The sequence below is a fragment of the Cytophagaceae bacterium genome, from assembly GCA_016722655.1.
In the GTDB taxonomy this organism is placed as follows: Bacteria; Bacteroidota; Bacteroidia; order Cytophagales; family Spirosomataceae; genus Leadbetterella.
Map to the genome: position 1 here is coordinate 1,650,992 of JADKIR010000004.1, position 18,356 is coordinate 1,669,347.

At 37.4% G+C, this 18,356-nt stretch carries 17 protein-coding genes and 4 tRNA genes; 17 read left to right on the top strand and 4 right to left on the bottom strand.

Features of this window, described 5'->3' with window-relative positions; genetic code table 11:
* The 10 genes from IPP61_07620 (at nt 1) to nusG (ending at nt 6,010) form a co-directional block, all read left to right on the top strand.
* Nucleotides 1–816, top strand: coding sequence for a hypothetical protein (locus tag IPP61_07620; protein ID MBL0325035.1), 816 nt, complete (start codon nt 1–3; stop codon nt 814–816).
* A 101-nt stretch (nt 817–917) separates the two neighbouring features.
* A complete protein-coding gene (locus IPP61_07625) occupies nt 918–1,976 on the top strand; it encodes an outer membrane beta-barrel protein (protein MBL0325036.1) in 1,059 nt (352 codons plus the stop codon).
* Nucleotides 1,977–2,186: 210 nt separating this feature from the next.
* Nucleotides 2,187–2,269 (top strand) — tRNA-Tyr (locus IPP61_07630).
* Between the two features lie 14 nt (nt 2,270–2,283).
* Nucleotides 2,284–2,356, top strand: a tRNA-Gly gene (locus IPP61_07635).
* Nucleotides 2,357–2,370: 14 nt separating this feature from the next.
* Nucleotides 2,371–2,442 (top strand) — tRNA-Thr (locus tag IPP61_07640).
* 102 nt (nt 2,443–2,544) lie between these two features.
* Nucleotides 2,545–3,732 carry an elongation factor Tu gene (gene tuf, locus IPP61_07645; GenBank protein MBL0325037.1) on the top strand — a complete coding sequence of 396 codons (1,188 nt, stop codon included), beginning with the start codon at nt 2,545–2,547 and terminating at the stop codon, nt 3,730–3,732.
* A gap of 139 nt (nt 3,733–3,871) precedes the next feature.
* Nucleotides 3,872–5,086 (top strand): TCR/Tet family MFS transporter, encoded by a 1,215-nt coding sequence (locus tag IPP61_07650; GenBank protein ID MBL0325038.1) that lies wholly within the window; start codon nt 3,872–3,874, stop codon nt 5,084–5,086.
* Between the two features lie 50 nt (nt 5,087–5,136).
* Nucleotides 5,137–5,207, top strand: a tRNA-Trp gene (locus tag IPP61_07655).
* A gap of 42 nt (nt 5,208–5,249) precedes the next feature.
* A complete protein-coding gene (gene secE, locus IPP61_07660; GenBank protein ID MBL0325039.1) occupies nt 5,250–5,441 on the top strand; it encodes a preprotein translocase subunit SecE in 192 nt (63 codons plus the stop codon).
* A gap of 17 nt (nt 5,442–5,458) precedes the next feature.
* Nucleotides 5,459–6,010, top strand: coding sequence for a transcription termination/antitermination factor NusG (gene nusG / locus IPP61_07665; protein MBL0325040.1), 552 nt, complete (start codon nt 5,459–5,461; stop codon nt 6,008–6,010).
* Nucleotides 6,011–6,191: 181 nt separating this feature from the next.
* Here the strand turns inward: nusG and IPP61_07670 are convergent, their stop codons facing one another.
* Together IPP61_07670 and IPP61_07675 are read right to left on the bottom strand one after the other, a co-directional pair.
* Nucleotides 6,192–7,991 carry an acyl-CoA dehydrogenase family protein gene (locus tag IPP61_07670; protein ID MBL0325041.1) on the bottom strand — a complete coding sequence of 600 codons (1,800 nt, stop codon included), beginning with the start codon at nt 7,989–7,991 and terminating at the stop codon, nt 6,192–6,194.
* Nucleotides 7,992–8,138: 147 nt separating this feature from the next.
* Nucleotides 8,139–9,644 carry a hypothetical protein gene (locus IPP61_07675; protein MBL0325042.1) on the bottom strand — a complete coding sequence of 502 codons (1,506 nt, stop codon included), beginning with the start codon at nt 9,642–9,644 and terminating at the stop codon, nt 8,139–8,141.
* 154 nt (nt 9,645–9,798) lie between these two features.
* Here IPP61_07675 and IPP61_07680 point away from each other — a divergent pair, with 154 nt between their 5' ends.
* Genes IPP61_07680 through IPP61_07695 form a run of 4 tightly spaced genes read left to right on the top strand, consistent with a single transcriptional unit; the run spans nt 9,799 to nt 12,412 of the window.
* Nucleotides 9,799–10,125, top strand: a complete 327-nt coding sequence (locus IPP61_07680; GenBank protein ID MBL0325043.1) for a LytTR family transcriptional regulator — start codon at nt 9,799–9,801, stop codon at nt 10,123–10,125.
* A 6-nt stretch (nt 10,126–10,131) separates the two neighbouring features.
* Entirely contained in the window at nt 10,132–11,256 is a 1,125-nt protein-coding gene (locus tag IPP61_07685) for a hypothetical protein (GenBank protein MBL0325044.1), read from the top strand.
* Between the two features lie 25 nt (nt 11,257–11,281).
* Nucleotides 11,282–11,860 carry a type VI secretion system tube protein Hcp gene (locus IPP61_07690; protein MBL0325045.1) on the top strand — a complete coding sequence of 193 codons (579 nt, stop codon included), beginning with the start codon at nt 11,282–11,284 and terminating at the stop codon, nt 11,858–11,860.
* Between the two features lie 15 nt (nt 11,861–11,875).
* Nucleotides 11,876–12,412 carry a type VI secretion system tube protein Hcp gene (locus IPP61_07695; protein MBL0325046.1) on the top strand — a complete coding sequence of 179 codons (537 nt, stop codon included), beginning with the start codon at nt 11,876–11,878 and terminating at the stop codon, nt 12,410–12,412.
* Nucleotides 12,413–12,518: 106 nt separating this feature from the next.
* Here IPP61_07695 and IPP61_07700 read toward each other — a convergent pair whose 3' ends face one another.
* Nucleotides 12,519–13,718 carry a TlpA family protein disulfide reductase gene (locus IPP61_07700; GenBank protein MBL0325047.1) on the bottom strand — a complete coding sequence of 400 codons (1,200 nt, stop codon included), beginning with the start codon at nt 13,716–13,718 and terminating at the stop codon, nt 12,519–12,521.
* A 253-nt stretch (nt 13,719–13,971) separates the two neighbouring features.
* A complete protein-coding gene (locus tag IPP61_07705; protein ID MBL0325048.1) occupies nt 13,972–14,946 on the bottom strand; it encodes a hypothetical protein in 975 nt (324 codons plus the stop codon).
* A gap of 69 nt (nt 14,947–15,015) precedes the next feature.
* Between IPP61_07705 and IPP61_07710 the strand changes: the two genes are divergently transcribed.
* The 3 genes from IPP61_07710 (at nt 15,016) to IPP61_07720 (ending at nt 18,272) form a co-directional block, all read left to right on the top strand.
* Nucleotides 15,016–15,945, top strand: coding sequence for a GDP-L-fucose synthase (locus tag IPP61_07710; protein ID MBL0325049.1), 930 nt, complete (start codon nt 15,016–15,018; stop codon nt 15,943–15,945).
* 312 nt (nt 15,946–16,257) lie between these two features.
* A complete protein-coding gene (locus IPP61_07715) occupies nt 16,258–16,923 on the top strand; it encodes a VTT domain-containing protein (protein ID MBL0325050.1) in 666 nt (221 codons plus the stop codon).
* On the top strand, nt 16,923–18,272 hold the full coding sequence (locus IPP61_07720) for a deoxyguanosinetriphosphate triphosphohydrolase (protein MBL0325051.1): 1,350 nt from the start codon (nt 16,923–16,925) through the stop codon (nt 18,270–18,272). The genes IPP61_07715 and IPP61_07720 overlap by 1 nt, the downstream gene beginning before the upstream one ends.
* Nucleotides 18,273–18,356 lie beyond the last annotated feature (84 nt).

Genomic DNA, 18,356 nt, shown 5'->3' on the forward strand with positions numbered 1-18,356 from the left:
ATGGAAAAAATAGATGAGTTGTTCGAAAAAAGTTTAAAAAATCTGGAAATTAGCCCTTCAGAAAGAGCCAATAAACTGTTTGAAAGCAGATTAGCTCAAAAAAACAACCGGAAACGCAAAGGGTGGTTTTATTTTGGTATGGCAGCATCATTGAGTTTGTTTGGGGTGATTACTTTAAGTCTTTTTCTGAAAACCAATAAAAAACAGGATACAGTCGCCTCAAGTACTTCGGTATTTAATAGTGAAATCGAAAAGTCTCAGCTTAGTAATATAGAAGAAGCTAAATCTGGTTTGTTCAAAGAGAAAATTAGTGACAATTCGGTTTTTGGTCAAAAGCATTTTTTAACAGAGAAGAAAATTTCAAAAAATATTTTCCAATCTGAATCAACGTCTGACCCAATAAATGCGAATACAGGAAGTGCGACTCAAGAAATGCCAATTGCCAGAATAATGGATTCTCAAAATGCCATCACAAAAACAGATTTGAATATATCTGAAAAAGAAAATTTCGAAACATTGGTGATTTTAAGCCCACTTTTAAGTATTAATCCTGAAACGATAGCACAAGCTATCCAGGCACCCAAAACTCAGACCGTAACTCAAGAACAGGGGTATTTTACCGATGATAAATCACTCTTTGTGAGAATGGCTGAAGAAGTTAAAAACATTAAAAAAGGAGAGAAAGTTGATTTTAATAAATTAGGAATCAGGCCATTAGAAGAGTGGTCAAAAGACGAAGATGGATTTATTGCATCTGAAACAAGAGAGTTTAAAGAAAGATATACTCGTATTAAAACTTTTCTTAGTAGTAAATAGATTTTTTATATTAATTTCTTAACATCAAATTTTTCTCAAAAAAATATTGTCTGGCCGGCAAATTATACAAACAAATACAAGATTTAAATTATTTACAAAATATGAAAAAGTTAATTTTTATAGCAGCAATTCTGGGTTTTAAGGCAAGTTTTGCATTCGTGCCCAAAGACACCACTATTATTGAGTTTGACGACAAGACCGCAAAAAGTAAGGTTAAGGTTATAACCAACGACAAAAAAACTTTTGAATTTCCAAAGTCGCTTAATCTCGACAATGTATTAAAAACTCTTGGGGTTGATTCCTCAGAAAGAGAAAAAGCTATTGTCCTTATTTCTAAAGGTAAAGCCACAAATGATACACTTTTGGTAATCTCCAGAGAAGGTCAAAAAATTAAAATAGTAACCAAGGAAATGGTTTCAAAAAAAGATACTTTAATAAATGACAAAAAAGATTCTGAAAATGATGAAATAAGGACATTTGATGAAGACTACTCTTCTGAAAAAGCTTACAAAAGAAAACATGATGAAAAACCAGATGAACCTAAAAAACCCAAGAAGTTTTTCGCAAAAAGTGATTTTGGTTTATATGTTGGATTAAATAATTTCACAAAATACACCTCAGAAAGTCCTGAAAGGCTTATGGGATTAAGGAATTTATCTTCCAGATATGTGGCACTGTCTTTTAGAAAAAATGCTACACTTGTAAGAGGCGAAAAAGTAGATTGGGCTCTAAGCTATGGTCCAGAGATTGCATGGTACAATTTTATGTTCAAAAACAGCAATATCGCTGATATGAAGAACAATCAGGTAGTATTTGTAAAAAACACTAAAGAAACCGAAAAGTCAAAATTAGTAATGCCTTATTTAAACTTTCCTGTGATGTTTAATTTTGGCTTTAAAGAAGAAAAATTCAAAATTGGATTTGGAGGTTATGCCGGTTACAGGGTTGGAGGCTATACAAAAGAAAAATACACCAGCGGAGGGAAAAACAAAGTGCAGGACGATTTTGGTTTCAATGATTTTATTTATGGACTTACCGCTGAAATCGGAAAGAAAAACGGACTTACACTTTTTGGAAGGTATGATCTAAATAAATTATTCAAAGAAAATCAGGTCAATAGTCTGGATACTCAAGCTTTCAGTGTTGGGTTAAGATTCTGATATTTTAATTTTTAAATTTATGCTGCATCTCTTTCAAATAGGGATGCAGCGTTTTTATTATTTTAGAATCGAAAAAACTCATTTTTCTTGATGAAAATAGAACCAGACAAAAAAAATGAGAGAATTTTTGAAATTAAAATTGACAAATTCAAAAAAACCTTCTACTTTTGCAACTCCTTTTGAGAAAGGGACGTTCTTTGATAAAATTTTGGGGGTGTACCAGAGTGGCCAAATGGGGCAGACTGTAAATCTGCTAGCTTACGCTTACGGTGGTTCGAATCCATCCGCCCCCACAAAAAAAGTACTAGCGGGAGTAGCTCATTTGGTAGAGCGATAGCCTTCCAAGCTATAGGTGGCGGGTTCGAGCCCCGTCTCCCGCTCTTGATTCCATAAAGCCTTTGTAGCTCAGTGGTAGAGCACTTCCTTGGTAAGGAAGAGGTCGGCAGTTCAATCCTGCTCAAAGGCTCTATTAGAGTTTAAATGTAGGAATCGCCCGGGTAATCAGGATTTCTAATTACTCATTTTTTTCTGAAAATAATTTTGAACAAAATAAATTCTATTAAATAAAATGGCAAAAGAGAATTTTGACCGTAGTAAACCTCACGTAAATATTGGTACTATAGGTCACGTTGACCACGGTAAAACTACATTGACAGCCGCCATCACTACAGTTTTGGCGAAAAAAGGTCTTGCAGCTGTTAGAGACTTCTCGTCTATTGACAATGCTCCTGAAGAGAAAGAGCGTGGTATCACCATTAATACTTCTCACGTTGAGTATCAGACAGACAATCGTCACTATGCACACGTTGACTGTCCAGGTCACGCTGACTACGTTAAAAACATGGTTACTGGTGCTGCCCAAATGGACGGTGCGATAATCGTGGTAGCTGCTACTGACGGTCCTATGCCACAAACTCGTGAGCACATCCTTCTTGCTCGTCAGGTAGGTGTTCCTCAGTTGGTTGTATTTATGAACAAAGTTGACTTAGTTGATGATCCCGAACTACTTGAACTAGTAGAAATGGAAATCAGAGAGCTATTGTCATTCTATAAATTTGACGGTGATAACATTCCGGTTATTCAAGGTTCTGCTTTGGGTGGTTTGAATGGAGAGCCTGAGTGGGTAGCTAAAATCGAAGAGTTGATGGATGCAGTTGATAACTGGATTCCACTTCCTGCTCGTGCTACTGACAAGCCATTCCTTATGCCTGTAGAAGACGTATTCTCGATCACTGGTCGTGGTACTGTTGCTACCGGTCGTATTGAAACTGGTATCATCAACTCTGGTGAGTCAGTTGATATCCTTGGTATGGGTGCTGAAGGTCTTAAATCAGTTGTTACTGGTGTTGAGATGTTCCGTAAAATCCTTGACAGAGGTGAAGCTGGTGACAACGTAGGTCTTCTATTGAGAGGTATTGACAAAGACCAAATCCGTCGTGGTATGGTTATTTGTAAGCCAGGTTCTGTGAAACCTCACACTAAATTCAAAGCTGAGGTTTACGTTCTTTCAAAAGAAGAAGGTGGTCGTCACACTCCATTCTTTAACAAATACCGTCCTCAGTTCTATTTCAGAACCACAGACGTTACAGGTGAGATTTTCCTTCCTGAAAACGTAGAGATGGTAATGCCTGGTGATAACATCACTATTACTGTAAACTTGATCAACGCTATTGCGATGGACAAAGGTCTTCGTTTTGCGATTCGTGAAGGTGGTCGTACAGTAGGTGCTGGTCAGGTAACTGAAATCATCGAGTAATAGATCATTTTTCTATAAAAAAAAGCACTTCGAAAGGAGTGCTTTTTTTATGTTTAGCCCTATCTTCATATCCAAAATGAGTCGTTTTAGCATAATTTTGTAATATCGGAAGAGTAAATTGTTCTCAAAAAGTATAAAAGTGAAAGATCAAAAAGGAATTTTCTTTATTCTCATAACCGTACTAATTGACGTTATTGGAATCGGAATAATCATACCAATAATGCCAAGTCTTTATCAGGAGCTCACCGGTGGGTCTGTGAGTGAGGCTTCACAATATTCGGCTTATCTGGTATTTTTATATGCACTTATGCAGTTTATTTTTTCTCCGATCATTGGTGGATTAAGTGATCAGTTTGGCAGAAGGCCTGTTTTGTTATTTTCACTTTTTGCTTTTGGGCTTGACTATGTGTTTCTGGCTTTGGCTCCAAGTATCGTTTGGCTTTTTGTCGGCAGGACTCTTGCAGGTATTGCCGGAGCGAGCTTTAGTACTGCAAATGCCTACATTGCAGATATCACTGAACCCGAAAAGCGAGCTCAGAGCTTTGGAATGATAGGGGCGGCATTTGGAATTGGCTTTATAATAGGCCCGTCGCTGGGAGGGATACTTGGTGAATACGGCAACAGAATACCATTTTGGGTTTCTGCTGGTTTGACTTTGCTTAACTGGTTGTATGGGTATTTTATTTTGCCTGAATCTCTAAAAAAAGAAAACAGAAGGAAATTTGATATCAAGAGGGCAAATCCTGTGGGTAGTTTAATGAACCTGAAGAAATTTCCTTATGTATTTGCTTTAGTATTATCCTTGTTTTTGGTGAATATCGCCCGTTTCGCCACCGAAGGTACCTGGTCATTTTATACAATAGAAAAGTTTGGTTGGACTAAAATGGAAGTGGGACTTTCGCTGGGTTTTGTGGGTTTGATGGTTGCTATCGTTCAGGGGGGGCTAATCAGAGTTATTATTCCCAAATTTGGACAGGAGAAATCTTTGTATTATGGGTTGGTTATCAATGCGATAGGTCAACTAGGCTTTGCTTTTGCGACAAATTCCTGGATGATGTACGCCATTATGGTTCCATTTGCTTTTGGCGGACTTGCCGGCCCGGCATTTCAAGGTATTATCTCAAGTCATGTTGCTGTAAATGAGCAAGGTGAACTTCAAGGTGGATTAACCAGCCTTATGAGTGTTGCCACTATTATTGGTCAGCCATTGATGCTTGGACTGTTCCGGCATTTTACAAAAGAGGAAACTCATTTATATTTTCCCGGTGCACCATTTTTGTTGGCTGCCATTCTCACTTTAGTAAGTTTATTTTTCACTATTAGGACCATAAATAAAGAAAAAATCAAAGTTTAAATTGTAAGGACAAAAAAAATAAGCTAAATTTGCAGCCCGATAAAGCACACACAGGTATAGTTTAAAGGTAGAACTGCGGTCTCCAAAACCGTCGGTCTGGGTTCGAGTCCTAGTACCTGTGCATTTTAAACCATTTTTTTTGGGATTAAAGAAATACGCAATTATGAATAAAATTGTTCAATTTGTTAAAGAGTCTTGGCACGAAGTAACCAAAGAGGTACATTGGCCAAAAATGAATGAGTTACAAGGTAGTGCCACACTTGTTCTTATTGCTTCTATCATTTTTGCTTTGGTAGTAGGTAGTATAGATTTTTTAATTGATAATGGCTTGGTACTATTATTCAAATCCATCTAATTAATCACTCACAAAATATGAGCGAGTTTAACTGGTATGTGGTAAGAGCTGTATCACAACAAGAAAAAAAAATCAAGAATTATATTGAGAATGAGGCAGTTAGAAGAAAATTAACTGACTTTATTCCTGAGATTCTTATTCCATCGGAGAAAATAGTAACTGTTAAAAACGGAAAGAAAACGGTTCGTGAAAAAAATTATTTTCCTGGATATATCCTAGTGAATGCAGATCTTAATAATGGTGAAGTATTACACCTTATCAAAAGTATTCCCGGCGTAATTGGGTTTTTAGGAAAAAACGGTGGAGCATCTATTGAGCCTGAGCCATTACGTCAGTCTGAAGTAAATCGTATTTTGGGCGTACAGGATGAAATTTCTGAAGAATCAATCGATTCGGCTGTTTCATTTGTTGTTGGTGAATCTGTAAAAGTGGTTGACGGACCATTTAATGGCTTTGAAGGCAACGTTGAAGTAGTGTATGAAGACAAGAAAAAACTCAGTGTAAGTGTAAAAATATTTGGCAGAAGTACCCCTGTAGAACTGGGTTATTTGCAAGTTGAGAAAGTTTAATAATATTCTCAAAAACAATTCTTCAAGGGCTGATTCAATACGAATCGGCCTTTTTTTGTGTTTAAAGAGTATTATCCAAGAAGCACAAAAAAACCGACCTCAAAATATATGAAGCCGGTTTGTTGATTTTTAATTGTTGATTCTAAGCCAAAATCTTCAATAATTTCCCGAAAAGGGATATTTAAAAAACGTATTTACTCTCATTGAGCATTGCATCAGCTATTCTGCGACGGGCATCTTTGGTATTGATAGGGTCTATTTTTGTAAACCTTTTCAGACCCATCAACATAACCCTCAACTCATCACCTTCAGCAAAGGCCTGAATGGCCTCTCTTCCCGATGCCTGACAAATTGCAACAGCATCGTGAAGATTTACCACAGCCATCTCTTTCTGAAGAGCAACGGCCGATTCTCCTTTCATGGCAATAAGTTTCTCCGCTCTCAAAAGTGCCGATTCGGCAACATATATTTCAATTATCATGTCTGCAGTATGCATCAGGATTTCCTGCTCATGCGACAGCTTCATCATAAATTTCTGAACGGCAGCTCCGGCGATCATCAAAGCAGCTTTTTTAAGATTTTTCAATACTTTTTTCTCAGCTGCAAAAACCACATCATCATCATTAAGACTGAAATCAGGAATTGAAAGAATCTCTTTTCCTACAGACGTGGCCGGTCCCAAAAGGTCGAGTTCACCTTTCATGGCACGCTTAAGATACATGTCGAGTATCAAAAGTCTGTTGATTTCGTTGGTGCCTTCAAATATCCTGTTGATTCTGGAATCTCGGTAAGCACGATCCATTGGGGCATCGGCCGAATAGCCCATTCCACCGTAAATCTGAACACCCTCATCAGTTACCAGATCAAGGGCCTCAGAGCCATGAACTTTCAAAATTGCACATTCGATAGCGTATTGTTCCAGAGCTTTGAGCTTAGCCTTGGCATCAGTCATTCCTTCCGAAATAAAGGTATCAATCAGATCATCAATATTTTGTCCCGCACGATAACAAGCTGACTCCGATGCCCATATTTTTATGGCCATTTGTCCCAGTTTATGTTTAATAGCACCGAATCTACCAATAGAAATACCAAATTGTTTGCGTTCGTTGGCATAGTTTACGGCGTGATTCAACACACCTTTTGATCCGCCAATGGCTGCGATTCCCAATTTAATACGACCAATATTCAGGATATTAACCGCTATTTTGAAACCATTTTCTCTGTCAGAAAGCATATTTTCAACAGGAACCATGCAGTCGTTGAAGAAAATCTGACGGGTATCTGAGCCTTTTATTCCCATTTTATGCTCAGGTTCATTCATTGTGATGCCTCCATGAGATTTTTCAACAATAAATGCTGTAAGGTTTTTGTCGTCTTCGATTTTTGCAAAAACTATAAAAACATCAGCAAAGCCACCATTGGTGATCCACATTTTCTGACCAGTGATTTTATAGAATTTACCGTCGGCAGTGAGTTCGGCTTTGGTTTTACCACTGTTGGCGTCAGAACCGGAATCAGGTTCGGTTAAGCAATAAGCGGCTTTCCAAACACCAGAAGCCAGGTTGGGAAGATATTTTTGTTTTTGTTCTTCGTTTCCATAATATAAAATGGGTAGCGTGCCGATTCCCGTATGTGCCGACTGAGCCACAGAAAATGAATAACCCGCACCCAAAACTTCTGCAACCAACATAGAAGTATTGAAATTCATCCCAAAACCACCGTAAGCTTCCGGAACTGCCGTTCCCAATAAACCAAGTTCTCCGGCCTTGTCCATCAATGATGAAATCAAATCGGGTGACTTGGCATGATCTATTTCATACAAAATCGGATGTACTTCAGTTCGAAGAAAATCACGGCAGGTATCGGCTATCATTTGCTGCTCCTCGTTAAATTCTTCTCTCACAAATACCTGATCAGCAGTGGTTTCTTTGATTAAGAATTCGCCACCTTTAAGGGATGATTTTTCAGCTACGGTTGACATTTTTTGTACGAAATTTAAAAGATGAATTAACAGTATGCAAGCATACCATTTTGCAAATTAAAAAAGAAAAATAATGTTATGCAAGCATACTAATATTATTTTTTGGTAAAACTGTATTAAAAGAAGATAAAAAAGGGCAATCTGTATTCAAAAATCGGTTTCGTAGATGACATTCTTTGTGTAGGAATTTGAAACTTTAACCCTGTCTAGCCATCCGGTTCCTTTGGTCATGTATCTGATATCCGTTATTTTTTTGCCACTTAATATGGGATTATACTTTCCTGAGAAAACCTGATTTTCATTGACAAAAACAGATATTTTTCCAGTTTTGGTTATTATTTTTATATCATTCCATTGGTTTTGATCTATGCCAAATAAGTCCAGATCAACATCTAAACTAGTGGGTGCATGGGGTCTTCTGAAAATAGTTTTGCCAATGACCAACTTGGCATAGTCGGTACAACCTTTCATTACAAAATTGCTTTCTAAAATATTGAATTCTTCATCAAAAATGTTAAAACTCATGTCATAGCAGGTTTCGCCACCACTGGCTTCCGGGTTTTTGATTCTGGCTTCAAACATTAAGCTGTCTAAAGTGACCGGGAAAATTTGAGTCAAAACTGCCACCGTATTCCGGATATCGTTTTCATCTTTGATTTCATCAGGAAGGTCAGCCGGATTGAAATGAAAACTGCCGTTTTGGAAATAATTTTTCTCTTCAGATATATTGGTTATCCAGTTGTTGTCATTGAAGATTCCATAACCCCATGCTACCCAATGGTTGGGTTTGGAAAATACCGTATGATAAATAGTTTTGATAATCTGATCGTTGACAATGAGTTTAAGCCGGTAGATTCCCGGATAAAAGTATGTTTGTGAAATCGTGTCTTTGGTTTTTGAAGATGAAAAAAAATAGGATTGGTTGGAGCTTAAAGAAAGGATTTTTCCAACACCTAATTCAACTTCTACTTTTTTGACATTTCGTAATTTGGAAATATCATACGCAATACGAACTGATTGCGGATATTGACCCACAGTCTTGATCACTCTAAATTCGATAGTTTCCAATGCTCTTTCTGAAAATGGTAGGTTGGTCCACCAATATTTTGCACCCCAAATGAGCAAAATAAAACCCAGAATAAGTCCGGCAATTTTGTATCTCTTTTTTAATGATGAAATCACCTTAAATTTTAAATAGGTAGGTTCATTTATCTGAACGATTTCGGTATTTCGTAGTGACGGAAGCAAGCTTTCTGAAACATTGAAATAATTGACCTGTACATTGGAGTTTTCAAGATCTTTATTTTGTTCCAAAAAATCTTCCCAGCTATCATATCCCAAAAACAAAACAATAGCAGTGCGGGTGTGGGATTGAATTCGTACCGACTTAAGATTATGCTCAAAAATATACCTTCTCAAAAAGTCCTTACTGAAAAGATACCTGGAGCTTTGATTGCCGACTTTTGATTTTATATCTGCCTCAATACCCTGTATCAGGGTTTCGAGGAATCCATTCTTATTTTTTATGGCATCAAAAGACTCAAGTTCACCAAAAATATCCAGTCCTAATGCCTGCCAATTGTCTATTATTTTTTGAAAAAACTGTTCTCTGAGCTCCGTGAGAAAGAGCTGGTTTTGTAGCTGTAAATGCATTGTAAATTCTTAGTTTTCAGGATAATGTCTTAAATATATTGATTTGCAAATCATTTTGCAAAAGTTTTTTGATTTTGCAAAATCACTTTTGCAAAAAAAATACATCAAGATTTTCCTTAATTAGCTTACTGATTGGCCTAAAACTTAATTTACCATGAAAACTCCAAAAATACTTAAGGTTTCGGAAGAAGCCAGAATCTGCCATTTTAGGTCTGACATCAATTACACCGTTTTGCATCTTGAAAATGGGAAGTCTTATATATCTGGATATAATATTAAAGTCTTTGAGGAATTGTGTTTGGACGATTTTATTAAGGTGAACCGCTCTGACCTGATTAATGTAAAATCAATCAAAAACGCTATGTTGATTGATAAAAACTGGATGTTTAGACTTTCAAATGGTAAGGAAGTGATAGTTTCTCGTCGAAGAATAGCTAAGCTCAAAGAAAATTATCCCAATTTGTTTAAAGTAAAATATTGAAAAAATATGAGAAAAGTATATACAGCCCTATTCCTTATTATTACTTCCGGCCAATTACTGGCACAGTCAATTACCATTCAGCCTAATAGTAGTAACGGTAATTTACTCATTAAAAGCCCCCAGTTTGTTTATGGGAATATTTCAACTACCTCCTCCGGTGGTGCAGATTTATTTTTCAGGAGAAGCGAGCCGTCAAATGGCATTGGATTGACCGGTACAGAAGTAGGAAGGATAAGTACATTTGACGACAGATTGCAATTTGAGTCAGTAAATCCTCATTTCATGAATTTTAAAGTGAATGGCGGCGATAGATTAAGTATTCTGAATAATGGATACATAGGAATAAATACCGTTACACCAAGCCGCTTTTTTCAGGTTAATGGAAGTACGATTTTGACCGAAACATCAGATACTGCCAATGTGCAGATAGGTATTACAAATTCAAATATCGCCAAATTGGTGGTCAGCAGCAGTGGATTTCCCAACGGGGTATATATAGACGCTTTTAATACTGGTGGAGGTCATGCTCTCAATGTAAATGGCTCAACCAGACTCAATGGCTTGCTGGAAGTTCAGAACACCCTTTCGGTGTTTCCTTCTGCTGTTAGTATTACAGGGAACATGAATGTAGCGGGTTCTTCCGCTGTGTCTGGTAATCTCACCGTAGGCGGTAATCTAAGCAAAGGAAGTGGGACATTCAAAATCGATCATCCGCAGGATCCTGAGAACAAATATCTCCTACATAGTTTTGTAGAAAGCCCCGACATGATGAATATCTATAATGGCAACATTATAACGGACTCAAAAGGGTACGCAACTATCAAATTGCCTGATTACTTTGAAGCTTTGAATATGGATTTCCGGTATCAGCTGACCGTAATAGGTGCTTTTAGCCAGGCGATTGTGGCGGAAAAAGTAAAAAAGAATCAATTTAAAATTCAAACCCAAAAGCCCAATGTGGAGGTCAGCTGGCAAGTAACCGGAGTGCGAAAAGATGCTTATGCTGAAAAAAACCGGATTAAAACAGAAGTGGAAAAACCTGATGACGAAAAGGGATATTACCTTCATCCTGAAGCTTATGATCTTCCTGCTAACAGAGGTGTTTTGAATGCAAAGAAAATAGCTCATTAATAAAAAATTATTAAACTTAATTCTTATGAAAAAAATTTTCAAACTGATATTTTTGGTAATTCTGACGGGGTTTAAAATACAAGCTCAGGATTTTGAAATGTTTATGGATGTGGACGGAATACCCGGCGAATACGTCACCAACCCAAATAGGGCAAGTGTTTTTACACCTGCTCCAAATGCACAAACCATTGCTATATTATCAAGTGACTTTATTGAAAGCCGCACAATTGCTAAGAATAATAATACCATGGAGCCTGGAAATCCTAATTTGATTAGAGAAATGGAAATTTCTTTCATTTTGGATAAGGCTACGCCATTGTTGCTGGAGAAAATGTGGCAGAGGCAACTCATTTCTAGTATCAAAATCTATACTGACCGCCTGTATAACAACGGACTAAATCAGGATGAGTTTATCAAAACCGAACTCACTGATGTTTTTATAAAAAGCATCTCTATGCAGTCCTCAGAAGAAAGTGCACCGGTTTTTAGTATGACCATTACTTTTGAGAAAATTAAAAGGTCGTTTGCTTTGCGTGATAACTATAATGTGTTAATTGACACAGGAAACTTCAATTTCAATTATGATACTAATAGCGTTGACTGATAAATTCAAATTTTTATGAAAAAATATTTAATTTTATTCTTTTTGACAATCATTAACTTTGGATTATTTGCCCAAGGTCGCATTTTTTTAAAATACACAGGTCCCGATATAGTTGGTAGTTCAGTGGTCTCGGGGTATGCTGGTCAGGTAGAAATCTTAAATCTATCCTATAATATCTATAATGTCGTCAATCAAAATTCATTTGGTGCTGGCCCGATAGTAAGTCAGCCATCCAGCCCGGGTTTGATAACTTTTTATAATTTAATAGAGAAATCAAGCCCTGCAGTGGGAGCCGAATTTTTCAGAGGTACAGAATTTAATAAAATTGAAATCAGGATGACCAAAGGAAATAACCCATTGTTGGAATATTTTCTAATAGAATTAGAAGATGCAATAATAACCTCCATACAAAGTGTAAGTCAATATCAAGAAAAAATACAGATTTATTCCCCAAGAATCAAATTTACATATACCCCGTACAATAACTTTAGTCAAGCTCAGCCCAATGTGGTAAAAGGCTGGGATTATTTAACCAATACAGCAAATAATTGAGGTTTCAAAAACTTGTTTTAACAGTACAAAAGGCGGTTTCAAATAAGGACAATATAATTTAGCTTAGAAGGCAGGAGGATTTCAACAAAATCTGAAATACCTGCTGCTATTCTTTGATTAGTTTATTGATAAAATTCTCAAACCCGGCAATGTATTTCTCATAATAAACGCCCGTTCCCGGCCCGCTGAAGCCGGTATGGATTTTCCTGACAACTCCTTTTTTGTCGATAATGATAGTAGTCGGGAAACCCATCACTTTGTTGAGCATCGGGAGTTTTTTGGAGGGGTCATTGTCGGTTGTTTTTCCGGCCAATACCACCGGGTACTGGATTTTGAAACGCTCCACCATGCGGTTGATTTTTGGATGTGCAATTGCAGGGTCTTCGGTCCTTTCAAAGCTTAAACCCACCACTTCAAAGCCTTTTTTGTTGTATTTTTTGTAGAACTGCGTCATAAATTGGGTCTCATCCATGCAGTTGGGGCACCAGCTACCCATGATTTGCAGCACCAAAACCTTGTTTTTAAATCTTTCGTCGGTCGAGGCAACTACATTTCCTTTGGTATCTTTAAAAGAAAAATCAACAGAAGTAAAGCCGGGTTTCAGGTAAGTGAGTTTTTCTGCATCGGGCAGCTCGGCTTTGGGGTCTAGCACTGCATTCCAGTCTTCGGTTACGGTAAACGAAGAGCAGAAACGTCCGCCCACCAGGCTATCACCTTTAATTTTGGCAGAAAAAAGATATACATGATTGCCGTCAAGAGCTGAAAGTAGCAGGCTGTCGTTTCTGGTATTTCCTTGCAAAAATCGGTAATCACCGGTAGGAGTGAGGATAGAGCCTGTAACTTCTGTGCCTTTTTGTTCAAAAACTCCCAAAACTTCGTCGGTGCTTTTTCCATCAAAAAACTTCACCAGATATTTTCCTGAAATATTCTTTTTAGAAGGGGAGGGGTTTATGAATCTTCTTGAATCATTTTTCTGAGCCACAAAATTGGCCTGACGAAGCGGTGCATTGTAAGGTTTTTTCTTGAAATAGCCCGTCATTTTATCACCTTCTATTTTGGCGTGAATTTCAGCATCATACAATTCCATTCTGAGAAATAAAGAATCCCCCGAAATGCGGGCTTCATCAAATGGAATTTTTTCTTCGGCATTGAGCGAATAAGCCATCAACTTACCACTGTTTTTTTCAAATTTCAGATTGAAGGGCATTTGACCAATCACCGTTGGGAATTCCCCCCGCCAAACTCCGGTAATGTCCTGAGCGAAAGCATTTAGGCTTATAAATACAAGTAGCAATATCTTTTTCATATTCTTTGGTTTCAAACTATTTTTAGCAAATTTATTGGGAATAAACTCAAGGGCAAAACCATTTACAGTATTTGAAAGTTCATAGCCTGTTTTTTATGATATTTAAAATAAAAAAATTAACCATTAAGTCCATTTAGATATTAAGATTATTAAGGATTGTTATTTTTAAGATTTCCTGTTTCTGCCTTCTTAATTTTCTTCAAATCTAAATGTTTCAAAAAACGAAATTTACGTCAACAAAAAATTTAATCATTCAATTCTTCGCTGCAGGTGCCTGGTAGATTATTTTGCCTTTGTCATCAAATTCGGTAAGGACTACGGGTTGGGTCTCGACAAATGGATCATTGGTAAAAAGAGTTTCTTTCTTGCGGCGGTTGCCCGGGTAATACTCAATCCATTTCCCTATTTTTTTTCCTTCATCATACTTGCCTTCTTCTGCCAGTGTGCCGTCTTCAAAGAACCTGTAATAATTCCCCGCAACCTTGCCATATTGCTTAGGCAAAATCTCTTTGATTTTTACACTGTCGGCAAAATAAGATATTTCCGCTTCCTGCAAAAAACCTCTTTTGTAATAAACCTTGTCCAGCAGATTAAAATCTTTATCATAAGTGAGCCAGCGACCATCTTTTGCTCCCAGATAATAATATCCTTCGGCCATCAGGTTTTCTCCTCGATATTCTTTGTAAGGACCATGAAGCAGCACATTGGTGCGTGTGTCACGTGTGAGTGCTTCCACTATTTTATTGGTTTTTTTATCAAACCAGGTGTAGCTTCTCAGATATGGATTTGGTTTTTGATGATTTTTAAGCAGATAAAATTCTTTGTATTCCAATCTTGCTCCGGATCCTCTTTTCCAAATTTTCTTTTCAATGGCTATTTTTTCATAAGATTTACCATCAAAAATGGCTGCTTTAGCTTTGGCAATCTCCTTTTTAGCTTTTTTTGATTTCTTTTTGGCATTTTCACTTACACTCGGCAGGGTCTCATTCAAAAACTTTTTGGCATCAGCTATAGAATTTATCTCCTGGTCACCAACTTTTACTGATCCTTTGGCCGTTGGAAGATTAACATCTACCGGCAAAGTACTTTCTATTTTTTGCTCTAAAGTCATGTTTTTTCTTTCCGCTTTTTTCTCTGCTTTGGTTTTGGCTTTTGGCACCACATCCTGAGCATAAGTAAAGAGTAATGGGCTAAATGTGAGGAGCAATATGATGGCGATTCTTTTCATTTATCGGGCCTTCTGTAGTACTTTTGTATTTCTTAATTAATTTTTTAAAACGTAAATTTCAGTAAAAAATTGGAATTATCCGACAAAATATATGTAGCCGGGCATCGGGGGATGGTTGGATCGGCCATTGTTCGCAAACTAAAAAGTGAAGGTTACGAAAATATAATAGAAAGAACATCCAAAGAACTTGACCTCAGAGACCAAAAGGCGGTGTTTGATTTTTTTGAAAATGAAAAGCCGGATTTCGTATTTTTAGCTGCAGCCAAAGTGGGAGGTATCATCGCTAACGACACCTACCGCGGACAGTTTATCTACGAAAATCTGCAGATTCAGAACAATATTATTCATGCCTCTCATGTCAATGGCGTTAAGAAACTGATGTTTTTGGGGTCATCATGTATTTATCCAAAAATGGCTCCTCAACCCTTGAAAGAGGAGTATCTTTTGACCGGACTATTGGAGCCTACCAATGAGCCCTATGCAATTGCAAAGATTGCCGGTATAAAAATGTGTGAGGCTTATCGGGATCAGTATGGCAGCAATTTTATTTCGGTGATGCCTACCAACCTCTATGGTCCAAATGATAACTATGACTTAAATACCAGCCATGTTTTGCCGGCTATGATCAGGAAATTTCATGAGGCAAAAATGGAAGGTAAACCTGCGGTGGAACTATGGGGTACGGGCTCACCTATGCGGGAGTTTTTACATGCAAATGATCTGGCAGATGCCTGTGTTTATCTGATGAAAACATACGATCAAAAAGAGTTTGTGAATATCGGAACAGGAGTGGATGTGACCATAAAAGAATTAGCCGAGACCATAAAAGCTACAGTAGGATTTGAAGGGCAAATCAACTGGAACACCGATAAACCTGATGGCACCCCGAGAAAATTGATGAACGTAGATAAACTTCATTCTTTGGGCTGGAAGCATACTATTGATCTGAAAGAAGGTATTGCGACGGTGTACCAGGAATACAAAGCTTTGCATGCATAATAGATTTCCCGGAAAATATTAATGTCCTGTATTCTTTAAGGTTAAGAAAAATTGGAGTTTAATTTTAAACATGAAGGACATTAAGGAATTTTACCTGGAAAAATCATTAGCATCCCATCTTAATGCTCTTCATATCTTAATCTATCTTATTGTTTAAGAAAAAAATAGGAGTAAAATTTTTACATGAAGGGCATTAAGGCATTAAGAAAATTAAGAAATTTTACCTTGAAGTATCGTTAGCAACCCCTCTAATTGCTTTTTATCTAAACTAATTTTAACCTGTTAAACTGAAATTTTGAAGTTCAGAAATAAATGAAATACCCGATTTCTTCCATGCTCAGTTTTCTGGCTTTTACGGTGTTGCCGCTGTTTAGTACTTCTGTTTTAAGTTATTTTTTGATAAATAATCAGGAGCTAATCCAAAGCTTTGGTCGCGTTCAATGGATTTTGATTACAATACTTTTCACTTTTACTTCCGCAATTGCTTTGAGTCCTCCAACCTTCCTGGCAGTGATATTCGGATATTTTTTAGGGTTTATTTCCATCCCTTTTTTGCTTTTTATCAACTTCGGGGCCATCTATCTGGTTTATGTTTTGTATAAATATCTGGATTTTAGCTGGGTAGATAACTATCTGCAAAAACACCAAAAAGTGCAAAACCTTTTACAAAACATAAAAAAGGACGAGCTCAAAATCATTTTTTTTGCAAAGCTCTCTCCTGTATTACCCTTTGCCTTAACTAACCTCACCTTTGCGGTTTCGGGGGCTTCTATCAAACATATTATTCTCGGAGGATTCCTCGGAATGCTCCCACGTACACTTTTAGCAATTTATACCGGCACTCAGGCCAGAGAATTTAGCGAAATCATTAAAAACCCAACAGGTGACCTTACCGCTCAAGTGATAGTGTTCGGATTGGTAATAGTTTCAGTTTTTGGGCTTATTTTTGTACTGAAAAAATATTTCAAACCCTCATGATGAACTGGCAGACCCTCTATTCCAACAAACGTCTGGGTGCTCAAAACACCACTCCCCGGGATGAAATCCGTGGAGATTATATGCGTGATTATGACAGGGTGGTGTTTAGTTCGCAGTTTAGAAAACTACAAAACAAAACACAGGTCTTTCCCCTTCCCGGGGCAGTTTTTGTACATAACCGATTGACGCACAGTCTCGAAGTGGCCTCAGTGGGTCGTTCGCTTGGAAAAGCAGTAGGAGAGAAATTGGCAAAAATGCATAAAAGTTTATTTACGGAAAATGTTGCCGATTTTTATAGATTTGAGCTTTCAGATGTGATTCAAACCGCCTGCCTGGCCCATGACATTGGAAATCCGCCTTTCGGGCATTTCGGAGAGGAAGCCATCAGAGCTTTTTTTAAGAAATATTTTGAAGACAATAGTGCGGTAGATTTTAAGGAAAGACAAAAATATGATCTGACAAAATTTGAAGGTAACGCCAATGCTTTCAGAATATTGACCAACATTTTTTTGCAATCGGGCTTAAAGCTTACTTATACTTCCCTGGTTTCAATCATTAAATATCCATCAGATTCGGTTTCGGGTTTTGATAAAAAACAATTGAAGACCAAAAAATCCGGGTTTTTTGATGCGGAAATTGAGCATTTCAGAAATATCGTTCAGGAACTGGGTTTGCTAAAAGAAGACGCCGGGAAGGAAGTTTATTCAAGACATCCGTTTGTATATTTGGTGGAGGCTGCGGATGATATTTGCTACCGGATTATTGACCTGGAGGATGCATTCAGGCTCAACGTGATCAGTTATCAGGAGGCCGAAAATCTTTTGCTGCCCTTGTTTGAGCATGACACCAGTAAAGCATATATTGTTGGCAAGCTACCACAAATTGCCGATGAAGGCAGAAAACTTTCCCTATTAAGGGCAATGTTGATTAATCTGCTAACCCAAAAATGCACCGATGCATTCATTGCCCATGAGGCGGAGCTATTGAGCGGTCAACTCAATAAATCCCTGATTGATTTGATTGATGAACATTCTATCGGAGTGCTGAAACAAATCGACCGGTTTTCTTTTGATAAAATTTATAATCATTCTTCTGTTATTGAGAAAGAGTTGGCGGGGTATCATGTAATCAACGGCCTTTTGGAAGATTTCATTGGGGCCATTACCATGCCCGAAGGAGCTCGTTCTCAGAAAATCCGGAAGTTGATACCCGAAGAATACCAATTTACCCTTTCTGAAAACACCTATCATAATTTCCTCCAGGTGGTGGACTTCATTTCAGGCATGACAGACGTCTATGCTCTCGATCTTTTCCGAAAAATCAGAGGGATTCAGTCGCCCGGATTTTGAGAGGCTGATTATTTCTTAGGGTATAAATTTTCATACAGAGTGAAAAAAGCAAAAAAAAAATAGCGATCAATTGACCGCTATTTT